At 65.0% G+C, this 21,490-nt stretch carries 18 protein-coding genes and 1 pseudogene; 14 read left to right on the top strand and 5 right to left on the bottom strand.

The genetic code is table 11. The annotated features are described in order from the left end of the window. Positions 1-37: 37 nt before the first annotated feature. Complete coding sequence (locus CEK69_RS16440; RefSeq protein WP_152246766.1) at positions 38-3,442, bottom strand: DEAD/DEAH box helicase; 3,405 nt, start codon at positions 3,440-3,442, stop codon at positions 38-40. Then, positions 3,429-4,202, bottom strand: coding sequence for a Hachiman antiphage defense system protein HamA (locus tag CEK69_RS16435; protein WP_152246764.1), 774 nt, complete (start codon positions 4,200-4,202; stop codon positions 3,429-3,431). Before CEK69_RS16435 ends, CEK69_RS16440 begins: the two co-directional genes overlap by 14 nt. A 77-nt stretch (positions 4,203-4,279) precedes the next feature. Between CEK69_RS16435 and CEK69_RS21470 the strand changes: the two are divergent. Beyond that, positions 4,280-4,545 (top strand): annotated as a pseudogene (locus CEK69_RS21470) (DUF2958 domain-containing protein); the annotation flags it as partial. Between the two features lie 79 nt (positions 4,546-4,624). Here CEK69_RS21470 and CEK69_RS16425 read toward each other — a convergent pair. Beyond that, positions 4,625-5,551 (bottom strand): hypothetical protein, encoded by a 927-nt coding sequence (locus CEK69_RS16425; RefSeq protein ID WP_152246762.1) that lies wholly within the window; start codon positions 5,549-5,551, stop codon positions 4,625-4,627. 567 nt (positions 5,552-6,118) lie between these two features. On the opposite strand from CEK69_RS16425, the gene CEK69_RS16415 reads away from it, so the two are divergent. The 3 genes from CEK69_RS16415 to CEK69_RS16405 all read left to right on the top strand — a co-directional run bounded on the left by CEK69_RS16415 (position 6,119) and on the right by CEK69_RS16405 (position 8,306). Continuing rightward, on the top strand, positions 6,119-6,514 hold the full coding sequence (locus tag CEK69_RS16415) for an ATPase (RefSeq protein ID WP_152246758.1): 396 nt from the start codon (positions 6,119-6,121) through the stop codon (positions 6,512-6,514). A 337-nt stretch (positions 6,515-6,851) separates the two neighbouring features. Further along, positions 6,852-7,361, top strand: coding sequence for a DNA repair protein RadC (radC, locus tag CEK69_RS16410; protein ID WP_152246787.1), 510 nt, complete (start codon positions 6,852-6,854; stop codon positions 7,359-7,361). Between the two features lie 129 nt (positions 7,362-7,490). Beyond that, positions 7,491-8,306, top strand: coding sequence for an alpha/beta fold hydrolase (locus tag CEK69_RS16405; RefSeq protein ID WP_152246756.1), 816 nt, complete (start codon positions 7,491-7,493; stop codon positions 8,304-8,306). Positions 8,307-8,511: 205 nt separating this feature from the next. On the opposite strand, the gene CEK69_RS16400 is transcribed toward CEK69_RS16405, so the two are convergent. After that, positions 8,512-9,306 carry a hypothetical protein gene (locus tag CEK69_RS16400; RefSeq protein WP_152246754.1) on the bottom strand — a complete coding sequence of 265 codons (795 nt, stop codon included), beginning with the start codon at positions 9,304-9,306 and terminating at the stop codon, positions 8,512-8,514. Positions 9,307-10,001: 695 nt separating this feature from the next. On the opposite strand from CEK69_RS16400, the gene CEK69_RS16395 reads away from it, so the two are divergent. The 10 genes from CEK69_RS16395 (at position 10,002) to CEK69_RS16340 (ending at position 20,215) form a co-directional block, all read left to right on the top strand. Further along, entirely contained in the window at positions 10,002-10,829 is an 828-nt protein-coding gene (locus CEK69_RS16395) for a DUF932 domain-containing protein (protein WP_152246752.1), read from the top strand. A gap of 74 nt (positions 10,830-10,903) precedes the next feature. Then, complete coding sequence (locus CEK69_RS16390; protein ID WP_152246750.1) at positions 10,904-12,970, top strand: ParB N-terminal domain-containing protein; 2,067 nt, start codon at positions 10,904-10,906, stop codon at positions 12,968-12,970. Positions 12,971-13,029: 59 nt separating this feature from the next. Then, complete coding sequence (locus tag CEK69_RS16385) at positions 13,030-13,239, top strand: hypothetical protein (protein WP_152246748.1); 210 nt, start codon at positions 13,030-13,032, stop codon at positions 13,237-13,239. Between the two features lie 837 nt (positions 13,240-14,076). Then, positions 14,077-14,391 carry a DUF736 domain-containing protein gene (locus CEK69_RS16380; protein ID WP_152246746.1) on the top strand — a complete coding sequence of 105 codons (315 nt, stop codon included), beginning with the start codon at positions 14,077-14,079 and terminating at the stop codon, positions 14,389-14,391. 434 nt (positions 14,392-14,825) lie between these two features. Next, a complete protein-coding gene (locus CEK69_RS16375) occupies positions 14,826-15,128 on the top strand; it encodes a helix-turn-helix domain-containing protein (RefSeq protein ID WP_152246784.1) in 303 nt (100 codons plus the stop codon). 89 nt (positions 15,129-15,217) lie between these two features. Next, a complete protein-coding gene (locus CEK69_RS16370) occupies positions 15,218-15,991 on the top strand; it encodes a replication initiator protein A (protein ID WP_152246786.1) in 774 nt (257 codons plus the stop codon). A 238-nt stretch (positions 15,992-16,229) separates the two neighbouring features. After that, positions 16,230-16,868, top strand: coding sequence for a ParA family partition ATPase (parA, locus tag CEK69_RS16360; protein ID WP_152246742.1), 639 nt, complete (start codon positions 16,230-16,232; stop codon positions 16,866-16,868). Then, on the top strand, positions 16,865-17,137 hold the full coding sequence (locus tag CEK69_RS16355) for a chromosome partitioning protein ParB (RefSeq protein ID WP_152246740.1): 273 nt from the start codon (positions 16,865-16,867) through the stop codon (positions 17,135-17,137). The genes parA and CEK69_RS16355 overlap by 4 nt, the downstream gene beginning before the upstream one ends. Before the next feature lie 92 nt (positions 17,138-17,229). Beyond that, a complete protein-coding gene (locus tag CEK69_RS16350; RefSeq protein WP_304951730.1) occupies positions 17,230-17,754 on the top strand; it encodes a S26 family signal peptidase in 525 nt (174 codons plus the stop codon). Positions 17,755-18,214: 460 nt separating this feature from the next. Then, positions 18,215-20,215 (top strand): relaxase/mobilization nuclease and DUF3363 domain-containing protein, encoded by a 2,001-nt coding sequence (locus CEK69_RS16340; RefSeq protein ID WP_152246734.1) that lies wholly within the window; start codon positions 18,215-18,217, stop codon positions 20,213-20,215. A 46-nt stretch (positions 20,216-20,261) separates the two neighbouring features. On the opposite strand, the gene CEK69_RS16335 is transcribed toward CEK69_RS16340, so the two are convergent. Then, a complete protein-coding gene (locus CEK69_RS16335; protein ID WP_226975193.1) occupies positions 20,262-20,810 on the bottom strand; it encodes a hypothetical protein in 549 nt (182 codons plus the stop codon). Between the last annotated feature and the right edge of the window lie 680 nt (positions 20,811-21,490).

Below are 21,490 nucleotides of genomic sequence, written 5' to 3'. Positions count from 1 at the left end.
AGAACGTTTACGCCTTCGTGCTCATCCGGTTACACAGTTACACATCGTGTCCCGTCCAGCGCGCTTCGCCTCGCCCAATACGGCGGATGCTGACACTCGTTCCATCCGGTAGCGGCTCGACTTCAAGCAGGCTCGGTGCTTCGGCCTGAAGCTTCTGTCTGATCGTCGTGAGCTGCACAAAGTCAGGCGTTGCAACAGACACTTGACCACTTTGCGGATCAATCTCCACCCGCATGGGGAATGCGGAGCGCGAGGGCCATTGCATCGTCCACTCTTGGGATGTCCATTTTCCATCTACGCTTGAAAGAACGTCGCGCCGGAACTGCTGCCAGATTGACTTTGTTTCGAGCGTAGGCCAATTGGGGACATCATCGAAAGCTTCCACTGCCGCTGAACGCAGCCAGGTCTTCATCTCTGCGCGAGTGGTGAAGTCAGGCGCCATTTGCTCAACTACCGCCTTGGCCGCGACGCGAGAGGGCAAGCCCGCTCGGACAAGCATAGCCATCGCATTGGATGGAAGCCCAGCTTCCAGGCATGCGGCGGCGGCACCTTCAATAAGCATCTCTGATTCGCCACCATTGATGCGTCGATTCATTCGGACGGCTTCGATCGCCCATACCAGGCGATAGACGAAGGCATCGTCCACCACGCGCATTCCCTCTTGGCCGATGACAGCCACGTCCTCACCTCGAATCCAGGCGCTGAGAAGATCTTTCCAGTTTGCAGGCAGTGGATCATCTGGAACAAAGGGCCGGATCGCAAGAAGCTTGTCTCCCATTCCACTGAGTGCGGCAGTCAAGACTTCCACATTGCCAAGGAGGGCGGCAGCATCGCCAAGGTCAACAAGCTCCGTCAGTTCTGTAGCTATTGCATCGATGGCGAGCCCAGATTCCAGGCCCACACCCATCGCAAACTGTCCCTTGCGCTGCTCGATCGTTGTCTTGTTCCAGATGAGCTGTGCTCTACTGACGAGAATCCAGAGCTGCTTTTGCTTTTCGAGGACATCAAGTCGAGCAATTTGCCTTGACCAAAGTGAGCCAACAAGGGCCTCATCAAGCAGCCGTGGAAGATCCGCGCTCTCTGCATCAAGCGCTTCGATCAGGCCGAGGACAGTTGCGTCCAACCGCTCGATAAGGCTTTCTATCGAGTCCGACTCTTGATCGCCCTCTACGGCGTCGGGGAACCAAGCACCCTGTGTGTTTGACAGGTAGTCCATGGCATCCTCCCGCGCAAATACTCCCGAAGTAGAGAGACGCCTGATCACCTCGTTGACGACGACGATGATGCCACTCGAAAGCGAGCGGGCCTTGGCCGACGTGACCAGCTCTCGCCACCTCTGATGACGCCAGTCTTCCGGTTGATGCATCACGTGGATCACCAGTCCTTCAAGATCCACAAACGCGCGGCCGGCGCGTCCTGCGACGTTGGCAAACTCTTCTCCCGTGATCAGCGTGCCCGCCCTGTACAGGTTGGGGATCAGGAGCACCGCAGCATTGAGGTTCAAGCCTTGGGCCAACGTCGGTGAGGCCACAGTAACGCGCAGAACGCCTGCGGCAAGCAGTGCCTCTACTTCACGCAAGAAGGGGCCTGGGAGGCGCCCATGATGAATGGCGACGCCGATGGCCAGGCAACGGACTGCTGGGTGCTCGGCTCCCAGCCATTCCCGACCCACGGCCATAGCACGCTCGACTTCCTGGGCGTTGGCAAGCAGTGACGGAAGAAAGCCTCGTCGTTGCAACTCCAGAGCGGTTTCTGCAAATCCCTCAACATGATCACGTTGGGTGCAAAAGACGAGCGCTCGTTTTCCTTGCTCGGAGAATTTCCACGCTGCCGCCAGCGTCAACTCTTTGTTGTCTCTGGGGAACGGTGTCCGACGGGGGCGAATAGGAGGAACTTGCGGCACAAAATGGCGAATGAATGGCCCATCGTGCTCAAGGTCGAAGCTCAGACGTGCGGAATTGCCAATCCAGGACAACGTGCCAAATCGCTGGCGCGTAGGTCGCCAATCTGACTGAATCGGGTCGCCTGGGGCATCACTGCGAATCCATGCAGTCAGGTCATCGAGTTGATCCCCTGCCGGCAGGATCGCTGAAAGACAAACGATTCGTCGGTCGTCATGGTCAGGGCGCCGCAGCAATCGCTGCACCAGATTCTCATAGCGGATCTCGCGCTCGCTCGGGCCGATTAGATGCCCTTCGTCGAGGACGATCAATCCAACGTCGTCAATGATGTTAGGATCATTTCGCAGCGCAAAGTCCAGTTTTTCTGGCGTGGCGATAACGATGCTCTGTTCCCGAAGAGCATCCTCATCTGTTCCAGCTACGCCGCTGCTTCCATAAAGCGATGAGACAGAGAACCCAAGAGGCGTGAATGTCTTGCGAAATGAACGCTCGGTTTGGGCCGACAGTGCACGCAGTGGCGTCACGATCAAGACCCGATGTCCACAAGCCAGTGCCATCAATGCCGCGATCTCCGCTATTCGCGTCTTGCCCGCACTAGTAGGAAGCGCGACCACCAAGTCGTCGGATACGTCGGCAGCTCGTTGCGCTGCCAGCAACTGAGAAGGCCACAGTTCCACCTCTGATGAGCGTCGGCTATACAACTCGGAAACAAACAGCTTCCTGAGCTGGGCATAGTCTCCTGAACCGGGCGGGCCTTGGATGGGCAAGACCTTGTGTAGGCTGCTTGACCAAAGGTCATCGATGAGGTTTGCGGTGATCCGGAGAATCCACCAAAGTGAAACTGCACTGGCTGCCTTCGTCAGCGAAGTTGCTCGCCTTAGCAGGTTGCGCGCTTCCACAACGAGGGAGTCATGGCCGGTTTGCAGGCCAAACTCGAAGAACACCAGCGCCCTGAACATCGTTGATGTCGCCACGCGGGAGACTACGTCGTCGGGGTCAAGTTCCCCTTCGGCCGCTGCTCGGCTGATGGCTTCATCGCCGTTGACGGGGTCGTGTAGCCACGCCCTTGCACGCTGTCCAAGTCCTTTCAGATCGCGCACGATCAGCAGTGCAAGTGCATCCTCGGCTGGCGAGCGGTTCTGGTCAGCTTGCGCTTGTGTCAGAAGAGAGAACGCCAGTGCGGAGTAGTTTGCCAAGTGATAGGCAGCAGCCCCGACCGTTCGATAGAAGCCTCGGAATGTGTCTTCCTGCGGGCCGTTCTGGACGAGTGCCTCGAAAGCACCACCCGCATGCACAAAGCCACGCCGCCAAGTCTCCTGATCGCCCCCAAGCTCCCGCAATGCCAGTGATGCTCGCAGTACGGAAAAGCCATAGTCAGCGAGGTCCGCGTCGATTCCTTCACTGAAAGCGGGGGCATCCGGTGGCAAATGTCCGTCATGACGAATCAGCGCTCGCGCCTGACCACGGGCCTGCAGGCGACCTCGATATCCGTCTTGGGTGGTTTCGCGCAGGAAGCCGGTTAGTTCTTCAATCGTTTCCAAGTGCCAGCGCCCTTTCGTAGCAGGCCCGGATAAAGGCCTGGTGATCCTCTATGCGCAGGTGTGCAGATAAGTGAGGGCGGTTTCCGCCCGCCGCTGCCAGATCATCAAGCTGCGCCTGAGGGGTCGCGTTGCCTGACATGGTGAACAGCATGTGGCTGGTCCTCGCGGGGGGCGCTGCTCTGCTGGCGACTTCGTTGCGAATCTTCCGGCCGACGTCCCGGCGCTCACCGCCGCCTTCCATAAGGCGATCCGCGACGAACAGCAAAGATGTGGCAGTGGGGCGACCGTCATCCCGAGATAGCGCCTCGCGGGCCTCTGAGATGGTGGCTTTGGCAAGGCTGGCGCGACTTTTCGACTCGCCTTTCAGAAAATGCAGATTGGCTTGGTCATCGAGCCTCAGTCCAACGAAGTCATCGCCACGCAGCGCCATTTCCCGACCGTCCTTGTAACGCAACCGACGGACCGGAACCTTGAAATCAAGGTGTTCTTCGACCAACTCGGTTGCGAGTATTTCGCCGAGTTCTCCCGAACGCGCTCGGGCTGAGCGTGGCATGCGCTCGGACAAAATAGCAGCTGCACCTGGATACCCCAGCTCGCGCACGTCATCGGCTATTTGGTCCAGGTTGTCGTAGTGAGATCGGATGCGGGTGGTGAGAATCGCTTCAATAGCGGCTCTTCCCCCTTCACGCTCGGCTAATCGCCATAGCTGCTTGCTGGCGTCTTCCTCGACTTCTTTGTCGCACCAAGGTTGATACAGCACGTCCCCTCCCTGATTTACTTGCTACGTTTTGCTACATTGTGCCGGAGACTTCCTGTTCATACACCCAGAACAAGACGGACTTCGATGCCGCACCCGTGCTCAAGCTGTTTACGCCCGACGCCGGTGCGACCTAGTTGCTCAGTGCGATCGACCGGGAGAAGCATGACCACGCCTTTCGCTTGTGCGACCAGGGCTTGGGTTTTCCCGAGCTGGGCTGGGTCAGCCTGCAGGAGTTGTCCACGGTACGTGGTCGGCTGAGGTTGCCGATTGAGCGTGATCGGGCCGAGAGCGGCTGAAGGCCCATGTGCGCGATGCGCGGCACGCCGGCCGGATCGTCGCTTGAGCTTGAACGGGGTGTCGAGAGAGGCCCCGTTCCTTGTGCAGCGCGTTACGGCGCCGAATCAGCTTTCTTCAATGAACCTTCAACGAGGCCAGTCGTCGCTGCGCACGTTCTCGAAGAAGTCGGGGCCGACCTCGATGCGCAGCGAAGCGTGGCGCTGCAGGATCTTCCGTGCCACTTCGGGTGAGGCGTAGTCCGTGAAATCGAGGATGTAGCTGTAGACCATCTCGCCGCTGTGGCCATCCTGCGGTTCGGCGTCCACATCAACGAGGTTGCCCACTTCGTGCGGGTCCAGGCCCAACAGATCGGCATAGGCCTGGAACATGCTGCGCACGGGCGGCCCGTCTTCGTGGTCATTGCCGCCCCAGTCCATATCGAGATCTGCGTTGGTCACTTGGCAGTCCACCGACCCAAAGCAGTGGCGGCCCAAACGCTGCACGCTCAGGGTGCCTTCCACATTGACGATGTGGCCCGCGTAGGGGCGCTCGGTGTCGATGCCAAGGCCGACGTGTCCGTCGAGGTCGATATCCAGCGCACCGCCGATCGGGACTTTCTCGAACTCGACCTCGAAATCGAAATAGACCTCATCGACGCCATCGTAGTTGGCGTTCGCCATTTCGCTGTTCACGTCGTTATCGTCGATGACCACCTGGTCAACGTGCTGGCGCAGGTAGTCCTCGAAGGCGGCGTAAGAAGCATGGATGCGTGTGTGGGGCGCTCGTTCTCGAAAGGCTGTTTGGATCAGTTCATGCAAGCGATCCGGAGGCGGGGCCGCCCCCAGTTCACTGGCGCGTTGATGGAGCAGATCTTCGTCCAGCACGACGTGGTGAACGATGGTCAGGCTACTGGCTTCTTGCGCGGAGGCTTGTGCCGCCTGGTAGGCGGCAAACGTTTTGTAGCCCAGTGCAGCGGCCACTAGTTGCTGCGCATGACCAAGCGGCACAGGCACGGCAGCAGCGGCGCTGTTCTTGCGAATGGAATGGGCGAGGTCGGAAATGCCGAGGGACATACGATTCTCCTGTTTCAGCGGGGACCAATCGAGCGCTTACTTGGTCCACGCCCAGGCGATATCGCATGGTGAGTGGCACAAAGGGAGAAATCAGAAAGTCTGGTCTTGATTGAGCCGCTCGAAGCTCAGGCGGACGAGGCCTTGCCGCCATTTTGCGCAAAATCAGTCCAAGCGCAAGCCCCCATCCGGCGGGATCGGGGCGCCCTAAGGGCGTCCCCGGCCATGTGATGGCCGGGCCACGCTGTCGTGCTGCGCATCGAGCCCCGCTGTGCGCGGGTCTCGCGCCTGGCGGGCATCCATCGTTCCCTCGCTGCGCTCGGCTGACGCCTCCGGCCCGGCCCTGTGGGCCGCGCCTGCGCGCTCCGCTTGCCGGTCCTGGCTTCGTTTGGGGCTGGGGTGGGCGGAGTTGCCGTTCCCTCGAACGTACCACGGCGTTCTCGCCGTCAAGGGCTGCGCGTGCCTGTGGGCACGCTTGCGGCCTGTGGCCGTCTCCGACCCCTGACAGCTTGCGCTGCGCCGTGATGGCGGCGGTGCCGGGCAATTTCGCCCGAGCAACCGGAGATCGCCATGAACGAGAAATCGCACGTTTCGCTGGAACAACACGTCTGCCTGGTCTGTGGCAGCGCGTTCGAGACCGGCTCCCTCCTGCTGGACAGGCGCCTGCGCGCCAGCATGGAGCGCCACACGAGGACGGGCTGGGGGTTGTGTCCCGAGCACCGGAAGTTCGCCGACGATGGCTTCGTCGCATTGATCGAGTGTGATCCTGAGCGCAGCGCGTTGGCGACCAATGCAGAGCGCTTGAAGCCGGAGCATGCGTACCGGACAGGGCACGTGGCGCATCTGCGGCGAGAGGTGTTCGCGAAGCTGTTCGATGTGCCCTTGGAGTCCTGCCAGGACTGCGTGTTCGTCGAGGTCGGGCTGATCGATCAGTTGGAGTCGCTGCTGAAGCGCGAGGCCACCTGATCGCAGCCATGGGCGCTGCCTGCCGTGAGGCGGGCGGCGCCTTTTCGTTTGCACTCGGTCTTGCGCCGCTGCTCCGCTTGCGGTCGCTGCATCTTCGGCCCGGCGAGGTTCGCCGGGCCTGCGCGCTTCGCTTGCGGATCCTGGCTTCGTTTTGGGGGAGTGGTGCGGAGTTGCCGATCCCTTCACCGTACCACGGCGTTCTCGCCGTCAAGGGCTGCGCGTGCCTGTGGACACGCTGGCGGCCTGCGGCCGTCTGCGACCCCTGACGGCTTGCGCTGCGCCGTGATGGCGACGGTGCCGGGCAATTCCGCCCGAGCAACCGGAGCTGATCATGACCATGTCGAACCTGTCCATTCTCGATGTCGATGCCTCGCTGCACGTGCGCGACGGCCGGGGGCGCTACCGTCCCGCATCCGTTGACCAGATCCTGGCGGCTGCGCGGCGCGTGGCTGACCTGAAGGTGCAGCGGGGCGCGGAGTTCACCTCGCCGGTTTCGGTGGAGAAGTACCTCTGCGCGAAGTTGGCGGGCCTTGAGTGCGAGGTGTTCGCCGTTCTGTTCTTGGATACGAAGCACCGTCTGATCGAATACGTGGAGATGTTCCGGGGGACCATCGACTCTGCGGCGGTGCATCCGCGGGAGGTGGTCAAGGAGGCGCTGCGCTTGAACGCGGCCGCCGTGATCCTGGCGCACAACCATCCCAGCGGGAACCCGACGCCGAGCGAAATGGACAGGCAGATCACCGAGCGCCTGCGCAGCGCCCTGGGCCTGGTAGACGTGAGAACCCTCGACCACTTCATCCTCGCGGGGTCGCGCGCGGTCTCGATGGCGATGCGAGGCTGGAGGTGAACTTCGGGGCTTCGGCCCCTTTTCTTTTGGGTGCGGCGTCGCCGCACCCCTTTGCGTCGCCGAGGCCTTGGGCCTTCGCTCATGTACGGGGCCAAGGACATGCTCAGGCCAAGCTGGAACAATGGAGCCATGGTGAAGCCCGAGAATACGGCGAAGGAACGATGGCAGGGTGCGCGCGGCGAGCGCGCACCGCTCGCCATCCTCTATCTCCATGGGTTTTCGGCAAGCCCTGGCGAGGCCGGGGATCTGCCGGAGCAGATGGCCCAGGCGCTCGGGGCCAATCTGTACATGCCCTTGTGGCCCGGCCATGGCGAGGATGCGCCGAAAGCGATGCGCGGGCTGACTGCTGATGCGCTGGAGGCCTCCGCGTGGGCCGCGCTGGACCATGCCTGCGCGATGGGGGAGGCCGTTGCGATCGTGGGATGCTCGCTCGGTGCCACGCTGGGCCTGCGGCTGGCCGCCGCGCGGCCTGGCGACGTCGCTGCCGTCATGGCCTGGTCGCCTGGTGTGCAGCCGGCGGACCCGGCGCTGCTGGACCGGATCTGCGCTATGAGCGAAGCGTGGACGAGCGATCAGGAGCGGTCATCGGCCGTCCGCGCCTATTGGTCCGATGCCATCCACCCCGACGGGTTCCAGGCGCTGCGCGAGACATTCCGCCGATGCACCGCCGAGCCGCCGTGGCCGCAAGTGACGTGTCCTGTGTTCCTGGGGTACTACCGCGGCCCCGATGGGTGCGAGGATCCTGTGGCGTCCGTGCCGGCCATGCTGGCCATGTTCGATGCGCTGGGCAGCCGGGCGGAGCAGAAGCGGGCGCAGGCCTTCGCCGCAGGTGCCCATGCCATCGGTTCGCCGCACAAGACGCGACTCGCTGGGGCGGTGGCTGCGGCGTCCGTGGAGTTTCTGCGGCAGATGCTTGCTGGGACGAGTCCTCGCCGGAGTGCCTAACATGCGCGGCGCATGCCGCCCAGGTTGGCGCTGTGGCATTGCCGGCGTGGCGCTGCTCAGGCGCTCGCAGGAGGAGCTGCCAATGGCGCCCGCGTCCGGCATGGTCAGATTCCCACGGGATCGCGTGCGGCGGTATCGGGAAGTTGCCCTGTGCCGTGTCGGGATTTTCCTGGGGGAGGTGCGCCGATGGTTCGCACGTCGAACGCTAGGCTGGCACCTGCTCCTTTACCGGGGGCACCGTTGGACACATGTCCTTGCTAACAGCCTGGGGCGGCTGTATTTGATTGGGCACTGATGCCTGACTCTCGGACGGCATGGGCTCGGCGTGGGCAATAGCGTGCTCGAGCAGTTCGATGACCTGCGCACGCCGCTCGCCGGTAGCGCCCACGAAGAACGCGAGGAACTGGAAGGCCCCGACCAAGGATGCGACTTGCCAGATCCACGGCAAGGATGCGTTCTCCAGCAGCTTGCTGATACCCACGATGATCGCGAGCAGTCCTGGAAAAAGCCCCAGTTTCCTGATGTCGCCAGATAGCAGCATTGCTCTGCCGTCGACTCTGCTCCAGCGATGTCGGTACTGCAGCAGCGCGTACTCCAGCATGGGCTTGGGAAAGGCCTTCAGTTCCTGAATGTACGGTGCGTCGTGGAGCATGTCGGTCTGGAACTGCTTGAAGATCGTGCCCCATGGGTTGCGCTTTTCTTCGAGGAACATTCGCCCCATGTCATAGAAGAACATCGCGAAGAACCCGACTGCGGGAATCACCGGCAGCAGCAACCAGGCATATGAAAGTTGCACAGGCAGGATCCCGGGATAGCGTCGATCAACCGCGATGGAAACTATGGCCAGCACTGTGTTGACCACAACGGCGATGATGAACCCGAGTTCTGTCCGCTTTTTAGTTCGGCTGCCTTTGGGGACGTGACGAGGCCGGTCATCCGGGCGGGTCATGCGTTCAAGGAGTTGGGATAGTTGGTTGAGCGATTCTTCAGGGAAAGCCATGGCCTGGGATGAAGTTGAGGCGGCGTGCGAAGTCTAGACAGCCTCATGCCGATGGAGGATTGGCAGCATCCTTGTTTCTAGATGCGGTGCCACTTTTGGATCATCGCTTCTATGAACGGGTTCGATGCCATCACGCCCTAAGTGGTGTGTATCGCTGACGCAAACTTTGCTTATGGCTAGGCTGTGGCAGGGCGTCCCCGGCCCTCTGGGAGATGGCCGGTCGCGCTGTCGTGCTGCGCATCGAGCCCCGCTGCGCGGGTCTCGCCCCTGGCGGGCTTCCATCGTTCCCTCGCTCCGCTCGGCTGACGCCTCCGGCCCGGCTTCCAGCTTCGGGCCTGCGCGCTTCGCTTGCCGTGCGGTTCGGCGCAGTGAGGCGGTCGCTGCCGTGTCCAGCCGTCTTCCCTGACTTCATCACCTTGTCCGCGACTGTAGCCCGCGTCCGTGCGCCGTCAAGGCGCGCAGGGCCGTGTCCTCGGCTGCGCCTGCGGGCCGCACCAACCCTGCGCTTTTCTCCTTGACGGCTTCCGTCCGCGCGCTCCTGACCGTCGCGGGCGATGAACTCAGGAAAGACGGTGGCAACAGGGCCAACCGGGTTCCTCGTGCCAACCGCACAGAACAGCCGGAAGGCTGGGCTCCGAATCTAGGAATCCGGTGTGCGGTGTTTCTTCAACAGCCTTTTCGTCAGGAGAAAGACCATGCAACTCGCATCCCGTTTCGCTTCCCGTTCCCCGTCGCTGCGCAGCGACTCTCCGCTGTCCGATGACCAGATCCGAAGGGTGGCGCCGTCCATCTTCGCCGAGGCCCCGCACGAAAGCCGCTCCCAGCGGTACAGCTACATCCCCACCGCCGCCGTGCTGACCGAACTGCGCAAGGAAGGCTTCCAGCCCTTCGCGGTGACGCAGACCCGCGTGCGGCACGAGGGCAAGCGCGAGCATACGAAGCACATGATCCGCCTGCGCCACGCCAGCCAGATCAACGGCGCGGAGGCCAACGAAATCATCCTGCTGAACTCGCACGACGGCTCCAGCAGCTACCAGATGCTGGCAGGCATGTTCCGGTTCGTGTGCTGCAACGGGTTGGTGTGCGGGGACACGGTGGCGGACGTGCGCGTAGCGCACAAGGGCGACGTAGCCGGGTCCGTCATCGAAGGCGCCTTCGAGGTGCTGAGCGGCTTCGAGCGGGTGAAGGAATCCCGCGACCTGATGCGCAGCGTCACGCTGGACGAGGGCGAGGCCGAGGTGTTCGCCCGCGCCGCACTGACCCTGAAGTACGACGACCCGAACAAGCCCGCGCCCGTGACGGAATCGCAGGTGCTGATGCCGCGCCGATTCGATGACCGCCGGCCCGATCTGTGGACCACGTTCAACCGCGTGCAGGAAAACATCATCAAGGGCGGGCTGTCCGGGCGCAGCGCCAACGGACGCCGCCAGCAGACCCGGCCCGTGCAGGGCATCGACTCCGACGTGCGCTTGAATCGCGCGCTCTGGCTGCTGGCCGATGGCCTGCGCCAACTGAAAGCCTGACCTGTTTCCCCCCGTACCTGGAGGGGAACGGTCCCCTCCATCCCCTGTTTTTTTCACTGGATTGGAGATATGCCATGAACGCCATTACCCACAACGAAATCCGCGCCGTCGATGCCGTCACCGTGCCGCTGGAAGCCGCCGACCCGACCAAGAACCTGATTCTCGTCCCGCTGTCGCGGCTGGTGCTGCGCCCGAAGGGCCGCAACGTGCGCAAGTCCCCGAGCGTGTCCATCCCCGAGCTGGCGGCCAGCATCCTGCGGGTAGGACTGCTGCAAAACCTGATCGTGACCGCATGCGCCGATGGGGAGCATTACGAAGTGGAGGCCGGTGGCCGCAGGTTTGCCGCGTTGAAGCTGCTGGCGAAAAAGCGCCGCCTCAGCAAGGAATGGGAGGTGCCTTGCCTGCTGGTAGCCGACCGCACGGCCCGCACGGCGAGCCTCACGGAGAACGTACAGCGCGAGGCCATGCACCCCGCCGACCAGTTCGAGGCCTTCGCGGCGCTGGTGGCCGAGGGCCGGCCCATCGAAGACATTGCGGCCGACTTCTCGGTCACCCCGCTGGTGGTCCAGCGCCGGCTGAAGTTGGCGAACGTCTCGCCGCGCCTGATGGCCGACTACCGCGCGGATGCCGTGAGCCTGGACCAGTTGATGGCCCTTGCCATCACCGATGACCATGCCGCACAGGAAGCCGCCTTCTACGATGCGCCTACGTGGCAGCGCCAGCCCGCCATGCTGCGCGAGCGCCTTACCGAACGCGAGATTGATGCCTATCGGAATCCGCTGGCGCGCTTCGTGGGGCTGGCTGCCTACGAGGCTGCGTGCGGCGGTGTGCGCCGCGACCTGTTCGCCGAGGCCGATACGGGGGTGTACCTGAGCGATGCCGCGCTGCTGGATCGGCTGGCCCATGAGAAGCTGGCTGGGCTCGCTGCCGAAGTGAAAGCCGAGGGCTGGGCCTGGGTGGAAGCCGTGCCGGCCACGACCTATGCGGACCTGCACGCCTTTCAGCGCGCGCCGCGAGAGCACCGCACCCCGACCAAGCGCGAAGCCCAGCGCATCGAGAAGCTGCAAGACAGGATGTTGGAAATCGACGAGGCCATCGAGGCCGCGATGGATACCGACGATGAAGAAGCGGCGAAATCCTTGCAGGGGGAAAGCGAACATCTGCGCCGCCAACTGCACGTGCTGGAGGACGGCTTGCTGTGCTACGCCCCGAACGTGCTGGCCGTGGCGGGTGCCGTCGTCACCATCGACCGCAATGGGGAGGCGGTCGTCCATCGCGGGCTGATGCGCGAAGCCGAGGCCAAGGCACTGCTGACGCTGGAGCGGCTGCGGCAAGGCTTTGCCGATGGCGATGCCAGCAACGACGACGATGGGGAGGAAGGCGAGGGCGCTTCGCGAGTCGCCCCCGTCTCCGACCGGCTGGCGCAGCGCCTGAGCGCGCACCGCACGGCGGCACTGCAAATCGAGGTGGCCCGGCATCCGCATGTGGCTCTGGCCGCGCTGGTGCATGGCATGGTGCAGTCCATCCTGCAAGACGGCCACTTCCGCCGCGATCTTCCGCTGGGCGTATCCGCCACCGCGCAAGACCGGCTGGAGCGCGTGGCTTCGGATTTGCCCGAGTCGCCGGCGGCCACGGCGCTGCGCGAGCTGCAGTCCGACTGGACCGCGAAGCTGCCCGAAGATAGCGCCGAACTGTTCACGGTGTTGCTGGCGATGCCGCAGGACGAACTGGTCAAGCTGCTGGCGGTATGTGTGGGGGCCACAGTGGACGTGGTGACGCTGCGCGCCGTGCCGCGTCAGCCGGGCGAAGTGCTGGCGCGGGCGGTGGGCCTGGACATGGCTGCATGGTGGCGGCCCACTGCGGAAGGTTACTTCCGGCACATCCCCAAGGCTGCGATCCTGCATGCCCTTGCGGAGTTCGCACCGGAACACGTCACCAGGCTGGCGAAGCTGAAAAAGGCTGACATTGCCAGCGAGGCCGAGCGGCTGGCCGAGGGCACGGGCTGGATGCCGCCGATCTTCCGTTCCGAAGACCTGTCGCAGAACCAGGAGGAAATGCAGCCAGAGAATCCGGCACAAGACGTTCCCGAAGACACCGGGGACGGCGAGAACGAGGTGGCTACCCAAGCGATGGCCGCTTGATCCGCAATCGGACCAGCGCCCCGGCCCCGGCCGGGGCGTTTCGTTGAAGGAGCAACCCCATGTCTCGCAACATCGACCGCCGCCCGCGCATGGCGGCGATCTACGCACCGGGCACCGTGCGCGCACGCCGTTGGCGTGGCGCTGGCGACGTGCGCGGTTACCGCCCGCCCTCGGGCTGGTCGGCCCGGGCGGACCTCACCGATACCCACCCCATCACCGGCCGCGTCCTGCCGCGCGCACAGTGGTGGATCATCGAAACGAAGGAATAGCCGCGATCGGTACCGCGCCCAGCCCGTTCCGGCCTGGGCGCGGAGAAAAAATCCGGGCGCGGCTACTGCCGCGCCCGGTGTTGAATGCAGCTCTCGAGCAGCCTGTGAGGCTGCGAATTTTCTGGCCGAGGCCGTGCCGCCGGTGGCGTCAGGCCTCGGCTTCAATGCAAGTACCTCCGCGCCCGCGGCGCTGCGCTTGCTTTCAATGCATGGCGTCTGGCAACGCCAGCCGCGCGATGCGCGACTGCCATGCCATGCGCCGCCGTGTGCCGGCGTGCAAGGCGGATGCCACGCGAAGGCTTGCTGCGTAACCAGAACAGCTCGTGATTGCCGCCTTCGACGGCGGCGGTTCCATACCAGGAAGCGATGAAGAACGGTTCCCGTACGCGCGTCCCGCTGCCAGCCGGCTTCGCCGGTCTTCTTCCTGTAGCCGCCATGCGCTGCGCCGCTGTGCGCGGCGGGACGCATGCTCGTTGCCGGCCTTGCCATTGGGGCGGACATGTCGATGCCGGAGGGGAAGCATGCCGGTGCAGCCGTCGTTTGGAGGCACCGAGTTGGCCATGCCACCCTTCGGGGAGGGCCGGCACCAGTACGTCCTTGTTTGTCGTGAATCCTGGCGAGGGCACGGCTGCGCCCTGGGCTTCATGCCCGCAACCTTCCAGCGAAAACAATTTCCCCGCCGCTGCGCGGCTTCCTCGCGCGGCAAATTCTTTTCGCTTCCAGGTTCTCCACTGCGTTGCGACCGCTGAGCGGTGCGGTCAGCCCATCCCCCGCCGGGCGGATCACAACAAGGACGCACTGGCGCGACCTTGGGTCACCCCGAAAGGAGAAATCACCATGGCAAACATCGGCACCTTCACCACCCAGAACGATGGCTACACCGGCACGCTGCGTACCCTCACGCTCAACGCGAAGGCCCGGCTGGTCCCCAACGACAAGGCCGACAACGAAAAGGCCCCTGACTTCCGCCTCCAGGTCTCCGGACACGACATCGGAGCGGCATGGAAGAAGGCCAGCGAAGCCGGCCGGGACTACCTGTCCGTGACCCTGGATGATCCTTCGTTCCCAGCGCCGATCTACGCCCGCCTGGTCGAAGGCGAGGACGGCAAGCACGAGCTGTTCTGGTCGCGCAGCAAGCCCCAGGCGTCCTGACGGCCGCCACCGAGCCCCGCCCATCGGCGGGGCCGGACTGCCCCGGTCGCGATACCGGGGCAAGGCGCAGAGCCGCAGAGCCGCAGAAGCGCATCCCCACGGAAGCACAAATCCGTAAATCCGCATCTGCGCGATCGTTCGTTCGATGCTATCTGTACAAGCGCATGCGTGCTTGTGCACGCATGCACGAAGCCGCTTCCGAGAAGATGCACGAAAGCGCGCATGCGTGCTTTCGTGATGCAGCAAGGCGCTCGCATGCGCATTGCCGTGATTCTGCGTCTCGCCGCAGACGGCGCGCGTCTCAATCGCGTTCCAGACGCAGAACGGCGCGATTCGGACCGAAACGGACATGCGTTGCGGTGCCGTCCTCCAGAGACTGCCCACACCCGATCTGCTTGCGCGGTCGGGCCTGTGAATCGATGGAGGACACCATGATGCGACCCACTTCCGTGCGGCCCCCGGCCGTGCCCGGCGCTGCGCCGCAGGCTGCTACCGCTGCCGCCGCGCACCCACCGCGCTACCTCACCAACGACGAAGCCGCAGCGCACCTGCGCCTGTCCCCGCGCACGCTCGAAAAGCTGCGCGTGATCGGCGGCGGCCCGAAGTTCCGCAAGTTCGGTCGGCGCGTGATGTACGCGGTGACCGACCTCGATGCTTGGGCGGATGCCCGGAGCTTCGAGGCCACGTCCGATCCCGAGTACGCCGAGCACCACTCGGCGGACAGCCGTGCGCGGTGACCGGCGCCGCACGGCGGGCTGCCGCGCCGTGCGAGCCGGAATCGCGGGAGCGGGAGCAGCTGGATCTGTTCCGTGCCTTGCCCGGCGACATGGCGCCGCGCGACAGCCAGGACCTGATGGCCTATCCGTTCTTCTCGCTTGCGAAGTCGCGGCGCACGGCGCCGATCGACTTCCAGGCTGGGAACGTGAAGATCCGCGTGGAGGGCACGCACGAGCACGGCATCGCCACGATCTGGGATGCGGACGTCCTGATTTGGGCGGCCTCGCAGATCGTGCAGGCGCGCGATGCCGGCCTGCGGCCGTCGCGCCTGATGCAGGCCACCCCTTACGAGATCCTGCGCTTCATCGGCCGCGGCACGTCGCTGCGCGACTACCAGCGGCTCAAGGCGGCGCTGGACCGGCTGCAGTCCACCACGGTGGCCACGTCCATCCGCGAGACGACGGGGCGCCGGCTGCACCGCTTCTCGTGGATCAACGAATGGAAGGAGTTGGCCGACGCTCGCGGCGCACCGCAGGGCATCGAGCTGATCCTGCCGGACTGGTTCTTCTCCGGCGTGATGGATTCGGCGCTGGTGCTCACCATCGACCCTGGGTACTTCCGGCTGACCGGCGGCATCGAGCGGTGGCTGTACCGCCTGGTGCGCAAGCACGGCGGGCGGCAGCCCGGGGGCTGGCAGTTCGACTTCCAGCACCTGTATCGCAAATCGGGCAGCGTGGCGCGCTACTACGACTTCGCGGCGGACTTGCGCGCATTGGTCGCCCGGCAGGCGTTGCCGGGGTATCGGCTGTGCATCCTGCCTGCCGATGGCGCGCAGTCACCCTTGCTGTCGTTCCGGCCCGTGCTGCCGACGGCACGGGGATAACCGCGGGAATTCCTGTGGACCGCCTCGTGCTATCAGGCAACACGGGCATCGTGCTATCGGGCAACGAATCCTCGTGCTATCAGGCAACAAAATTCGCCGGAAAGCCACGGCTGGTGCGGCTTTCGACTCCCCGTAACGTACCTAACCTTGTTTCTAACATTGGTGGTAGAAGCGCCGCGATTCGGTGGATAACCGCCAGCCGGCACGCGCTCGCCTCCGCAATGGGGAGGGCCGCGCCATGATCTTCGCGTTGCTCAACCAGAAAGGCGGAGTCGGCAAAACCACGCTCGCCACCCACATCGCCGGCGAGCTGGCGATGCGCGGCGGGCACGTCATCCTGCTGGACGCCGACCCGCAGGGATCGGCGCTGGACTGGACGCAGCGCCGTGCCCAGCAGGGGCTGCCGCGGCTGTTCAGCGCCGTGGGCCTGGTGCGCGAGACGCTGCACCAGGAAGCACCGGAGCTGGCGCGCCGCGCCGACCACGTCGTGATCGACGGGCCGCCGCGCATTGCGGCGCTGGCGCGTTCGGCACTGCTGGCGGCCGACCGCGCCTTGATCCCCGTGCAGCCCAGTCCGTATGACCTGTGGGCCAGCGCTGAGATGGTGGCGTTGATCCGCGAGGCGCAGGTGTTCCGGCCTGCGCTGCGCGCGGCCTTCGCCGTGAACCGGCGCGTGAGCACTACCGTGATCGGGCGAGAGGCGCGTAGCGCGCTCGCGGAGCAGCCGTTGCCCGCGCTGCGCGCCGAGGTGCGCCAGCGCATCGTCTTCGCCGACAGCGCGGCCGCCGGCCGGCTCGTCCGCGAGACGGCGCCGGGCAGTGCCGCAGCGCGCGAAGTCGCCGCACTGGTGGACGAACTGTTGCGGTGGACCACATGACCGCGAAGCCCACACCTCGCACCAAGCGCGTCGGCATCGGAGCGCGCCCGCCCGCGAATCCCCATGCCGAGGCATGGATTCGCCAGGGCGACGCCGATGCGCTCGCCAAGGGCGACATCTACACCGCGCGCCTGACGCTCGACATCACTCCCGCCATGCGTGCGCGCATCAAGGTGTCCGCGTTCACGCAGGGCGTGACCGTGGCGGACCTGCTGCGCGGCCTGCTGGAGCGCGAATTCCCCGAGAACGCCACGGAGACACGACCATGAACGCGTCCGATACAGAAAAAGCATCCGCGGCTGGTGCATCACGCCATGCGTCGCTGCCTGCCGCACCGCGCTCGCGACGGCGCCCCCGCGCCATGCTCGCCGCACTGTCGGCCGCAGGTCTCGCTGCGCTCGCCTGGGCCTCGTTCGCGCATCCCGATCCGCGGCTCATCTACAACCCGTCCGACAGCGTGCCGGTTGGCTGGTACCGCGTCGATCCGGTGGCGTCGGCTGCATCCCGGTCGCCGGAGCGGATGCGGGTGGGGAGCACCGTGCTGGTCCGCCTGCCGGCTGGCGTCGCCGCGCTCGCGTCGCAGCGCGGCTACCTGCCGGCCCACATCCCGCTGCTCAAGCGGGTCGGTGCCGTGGAGCCGCAGCATGTCTGCATCGTGGGCGGACATGTCTTGGTCGATGGCGTGGCGGTGGCGAGTACCTTGCCGGCCGACCGCATGGGCAGGCCGCTGTTGTCCTGGCCCGAGTGCCGCCAGCTCGAACGGGGTGAACTGTTCCTGCTCAGCGTCACCAATCCGGCGTCCTTCGACAGTCGCTACTTCGGCCCGGTCAGCGCATCCGCCGTGGTCGGCGTTGCGCACCCGGTCTGGCTGGAGACACGCCCATGATGGCCACCGATTCGCTGCCCGTTGCCGCGCGTCTCACCGTGCCATCGGGCATGTCATCGTACTGGTCGCTGCCATGTCGTCGCGCGTGCAGTGCGGGCGCAGTCGCCCCGCGCTCCGCGCAACATCGGGCGCAGCCGTCCACCGTGCAGGGTGCTTGCCCCGAACGCGCCCGGCCTGCGGTCCCCAGCGCGTCCTTCGTCGCGCTCGCCGGCCCGCTGGCGGCGCGCAACACATCGCTGCCGGGCCGCCGGTGCCTGAAGCCGCAGCAGAAGGCAACGGCGGAAGGCAAGACAAAAGGACGCGGCACCGGGCCGCGTCGAAAGCCAGTCTGCACGTGGGGTTGGCGCGGCACGCGGCGGCTGCGCCGCCGTGCCGCGTGGGGTGCTGGAGCTGGGCCGCTCCTGGCATGTCCGCGTGCCTCGCGCGCCACGGCGCGCTGCAGCTCGCCGGGAGCGCGGGCATGACCCGCGACCGCGACGACGACTTCCGGGTGCGCCTCAGCGCCCCGAAAAACCGTGGCAAGGGGCAGAGCCAACGCTTCATCTCCAAGGTGCTGAAACAGGCTGGCAAGGCCAGCGGCGGCAAGCCTGCGATGCGTCGTCCCACGACTGGCGGCCGAGGCGCGCGCACCGGCCAGCGGCCCGGCTCGCGCCTCGGGCGCGGTCATACGGCGGCCCGCTTCGCGGGCGCGAACCTGACGCCCATGTCGCGGCGAGTGACCATCAAGACCTTGCTGGTCAACCAGCGCCAGGCCAGCCCCCAGTCGCTCGCCAAGCACCTGCGCTACATCGAGCGTGAAGGGGTGGGCCGCGATGGTGAGCCCGGGCAGGCCTACGGGCCACAGACAGACACCGCGGACCTGGACGCCTTCAAGGAGCGCTGCGCTGACGACCGGCACCATTTCCGATTCATCCTCTCGGCGGAGGACGCATCGGAACTGGAGGACCTGAAAACCTATACCCGACACCTCATGGGCCGCATGGAGGCCGACCTGGGCACAGGACTCGATTGGGTCGCGGTTGACCACTGGAACACCGACAACCCCCACACGCACATCCTCGTGCGGGGCAAGGACGACACCGGCAAGGACCTCGTCATCGCCGGCGACTACATCGCCCATGGCTTCCGCCACCGGGCCGCCGAGCTGGCGACGGAATGGCTAGGGCCGCGCACCGAACTGGAGATCCAGCAGACCTTGGGGCGCGAGGTAGAACAGGAGCGATGGACCAGCCTGGACCGCACGCTGCAGCGCGAGTCGGGGGAGGGTGGCCAGGTGCAGATCGAACGCTTCAACCGGCCGGATTTGCAACGCCAACGCCTGTTGCTGATCGGCCGGCTGCAGCGACTGCAGCGGCTGGGGTTGGCCGACGAGGTGCAGCCCGGGACGTGGACCATCCATGCCGACGCGGAGAAGACCTTGCGGACCCTGGGCGAACGGGGCGACATCATCCGCACCATGCAGCGGGCCATGTCTGGTGCTTCGCGCGAGCTGGCGATATTCGAGCCGGGTGGGGATGGAGATGGGCGCACCATCCTCGGCCGTGTTGCCGCGAAGGGGCTCGCGGACGAGCTGCACGACCGCGGCTATTTGGTGGTCGATGGCGCCGACGGCAAGGCGCACTACGTCACGTTGAGCCGGCGCGATGAACTGGCGGACTACCCGGTGGGCGCAGTGGTGGAAGTGCGCGGTACCACGGAGGTGCGCACGGCCGACCGCAACATCGCCGCGTTGGCCACGGATGGCCTGTACCGCGTAGACCATCACCTCGCGATCGAGCAGGGCCGCGCCGCGCCGGGCCGCGATCCGCGAGAGGTCGTCACAGCGCATGTGCGCCGGCTGGAAGCGCTGCGCCGGGCCGGCATCGTGGAGCGCGTGGCGGCAGGGCTATGGCAGGTGCCGGGCGATCTGGCCGAGCGTGGTCGCCAGCACGACGCGCAGAGGCTGGGTGGCGTCGCCGTGGAGCTGAAATCGCACCTGCCCATCGAGCGCCAGGCCCGAGCCATCGGGGCCACCTGGCTCGACCAGCAACTGATCGGCGGAGGCCGTGGGCTGGGTGATCTCGGCTTCGGTGACGAAGCCAAGCGGGCGATGCAACAGCGCGCCGATTTCCTGGTCGAACAGGGGCTGGCGGAGCGACGCGGGCAGCGCATCCTTCTGGCGCCCAATCTGCTGGGGACACTGCGCAGCCGCGAGCTTGCCCAGGCCGCGAAGGACATCGCTGCGCAAACGGGCCTGGAGCACCGCCCGTTAGCCGACGGGCAGCGCGTGGCGGGCACCTATCGGCGCTCCATCATGCTCGCAAGTGGTCGCTACGCAATGCTGGACGATGGCATGGGGTTCAGCCTGGTGCCATGGAAGCCGGTCATCGAGCCGCGCTTGGGGAGGCAGCTCTCCGTGAAGGTGAGAGGTGGAGCCGTTACGTGGGATGTCGGGCGGCAGCGCGGGCCATCGATTGGGTGAAGAGCTGGAGTCTGAAGCGCTGCGCCTCTACTGCCCATCGACGCGGTTATGCGTTCGGTTTCTGCGCGGGTCCAGGCCGTTCGGACTCCATTGGCCCGGGCAGGAACTTGAACGTGACGGGTACGCCGAGTTGCGCGCTCAAGGAGGATTGCTGCGCTTCGTACGCTGCATGTTCTTCGGCGGAAGCCAGCACGTAAAGGGTGATCGCCGCATGCACTTCGTCTACGCCCGTTCCCTGCAGGCCGGGTACCAGTTCGTACAGGCGGGAATGGTTCGCAGCCAGGGTGGCGCTGATCTCATCCAATGTCTTGCCGTAGACCCGCGTGAACTCCACTGGGATGGCTCCATGCGCAGTGCGCAACTCCCGCGTGGCGGGTAGCGGTCCCTGTTTGAGGCGCAGAACGAGCTTGAATCCATCCCGGCTGTCGTCCCAATACGAGGTGTCGAGGCGATCAGCGTAGCGCGCCTTGAAAGCCTCGATCTCGGGCCGCACAAGCACCTGCCTGAGCTCCAGACGGCGAGCAGCCTCTGCTTCATCGACTCCGTTGTCCCTCGCATAGCTCCTGTACACCGGCTGCATGAGATCAGGGGGCAAGTCAGCTTGTGCTTGGGCGATACCCGCCAGTGAAGTAGTGCATGTAGTGACGAAGAGCCAAGTGGCCAGTCGTGTGCTCGTCCTTGTCATGAGCCATGGCGCTGGAGTGGGGAAGTTTATTTTTCTTGCAGCTAGAAGTGGTGTCAACGGGTATCAATCTGGCGGCTTCGCGTGCGTGGTGACGGGCAGGCCATCAACAGCGATCGGGCAAGCTGCGGCGCCTTTTTATCGACCCTATAAAGTGAGATGCGCAGAAACAAATTCCATCCCTCGGTAGGGAAGCGACGCGACCACCTTCCCCTCTACGATCGGCCCCCGTCTCAGGGGCATGCTCTGCAGTAGGTGCTCCCTGTCTTTCGGCCCTGAAGCCTGCAGGCGCTGGCCCCGTTTTCCCGAAGGGCCTTCCAGATAGCGGCGTGGACGCTGCACTGCGGTCGCCTCGAAACGCATCGGATGGCGAACACCATGCTGGCGAAAACGTTTGCGCCTGAAATTTTCATATCGGTAGCGATCAATGGACTAGCTGGCGCGCCTAGCGACTGACCAGATAGCTAAGTTGAACGGAAGCCAAGCGCCTGCGGGATAGCGCTATCAAAACTCGATGCGCCGCACATTCGCGCGGTAGGGATACATGAACGATAGATCGTCAACAGCGGGAGTGATGTTGCCCCCGTATTCCC

This window comes from Xanthomonas sp. LMG 12462 (genome assembly GCF_009192885.1).
Classification (GTDB): domain Bacteria; phylum Pseudomonadota; class Gammaproteobacteria; order Xanthomonadales; family Xanthomonadaceae; genus Xanthomonas_A; species Xanthomonas_A sontii.
The sequence above is the reverse complement of the archived record's forward strand: the minus strand, read 5'-3'. Positions and strand labels throughout refer to the sequence as shown.

What these genes read in the sequence shown, in the direction of transcription:
- CEK69_RS16425 (WP_152246762.1), bottom strand. Translation starts at nt 5,551, where the DNA reads ATGTCCCTCGGCATTTCCGACCTCGCCCATTCCATTCGCAAGAACAGC.
- CEK69_RS16415 (WP_152246758.1), top strand. Translation starts at nt 6,119, where the DNA reads ATGAACGAGAAATCGCACGTTTCGCTGGAACAACACGTCTGCCTGGTC.
- radC (WP_152246787.1), top strand. Translation starts at nt 6,852, where the DNA reads ATGTCGAACCTGTCCATTCTCGATGTCGATGCCTCGCTGCACGTGCGC.
- CEK69_RS16405 (WP_152246756.1), top strand. Translation starts at nt 7,491, where the DNA reads ATGGTGAAGCCCGAGAATACGGCGAAGGAACGATGGCAGGGTGCGCGC.
- CEK69_RS16400 (WP_152246754.1), bottom strand. Translation starts at nt 9,306, where the DNA reads ATGGCTTTCCCTGAAGAATCGCTCAACCAACTATCCCAACTCCTTGAA.
- CEK69_RS16395 (WP_152246752.1), top strand. Translation starts at nt 10,002, where the DNA reads ATGCAACTCGCATCCCGTTTCGCTTCCCGTTCCCCGTCGCTGCGCAGC.
- CEK69_RS16390 (WP_152246750.1), top strand. Translation starts at nt 10,904, where the DNA reads ATGAACGCCATTACCCACAACGAAATCCGCGCCGTCGATGCCGTCACC.
- CEK69_RS16385 (WP_152246748.1), top strand. Translation starts at nt 13,030, where the DNA reads ATGTCTCGCAACATCGACCGCCGCCCGCGCATGGCGGCGATCTACGCA.
- CEK69_RS16380 (WP_152246746.1), top strand. Translation starts at nt 14,077, where the DNA reads ATGGCAAACATCGGCACCTTCACCACCCAGAACGATGGCTACACCGGC.
- CEK69_RS16375 (WP_152246784.1), top strand. Translation starts at nt 14,826, where the DNA reads ATGCGACCCACTTCCGTGCGGCCCCCGGCCGTGCCCGGCGCTGCGCCG.
- CEK69_RS16370 (WP_152246786.1), top strand. Translation starts at nt 15,218, where the DNA reads ATGGCGCCGCGCGACAGCCAGGACCTGATGGCCTATCCGTTCTTCTCG.
- parA (WP_152246742.1), top strand. Translation starts at nt 16,230, where the DNA reads ATGATCTTCGCGTTGCTCAACCAGAAAGGCGGAGTCGGCAAAACCACG.
- CEK69_RS16355 (WP_152246740.1), top strand. Translation starts at nt 16,865, where the DNA reads ATGACCGCGAAGCCCACACCTCGCACCAAGCGCGTCGGCATCGGAGCG.
- CEK69_RS16350 (WP_304951730.1), top strand. Translation starts at nt 17,230, where the DNA reads ATGCTCGCCGCACTGTCGGCCGCAGGTCTCGCTGCGCTCGCCTGGGCC.
- CEK69_RS16340 (WP_152246734.1), top strand. Translation starts at nt 18,215, where the DNA reads ATGACCCGCGACCGCGACGACGACTTCCGGGTGCGCCTCAGCGCCCCG.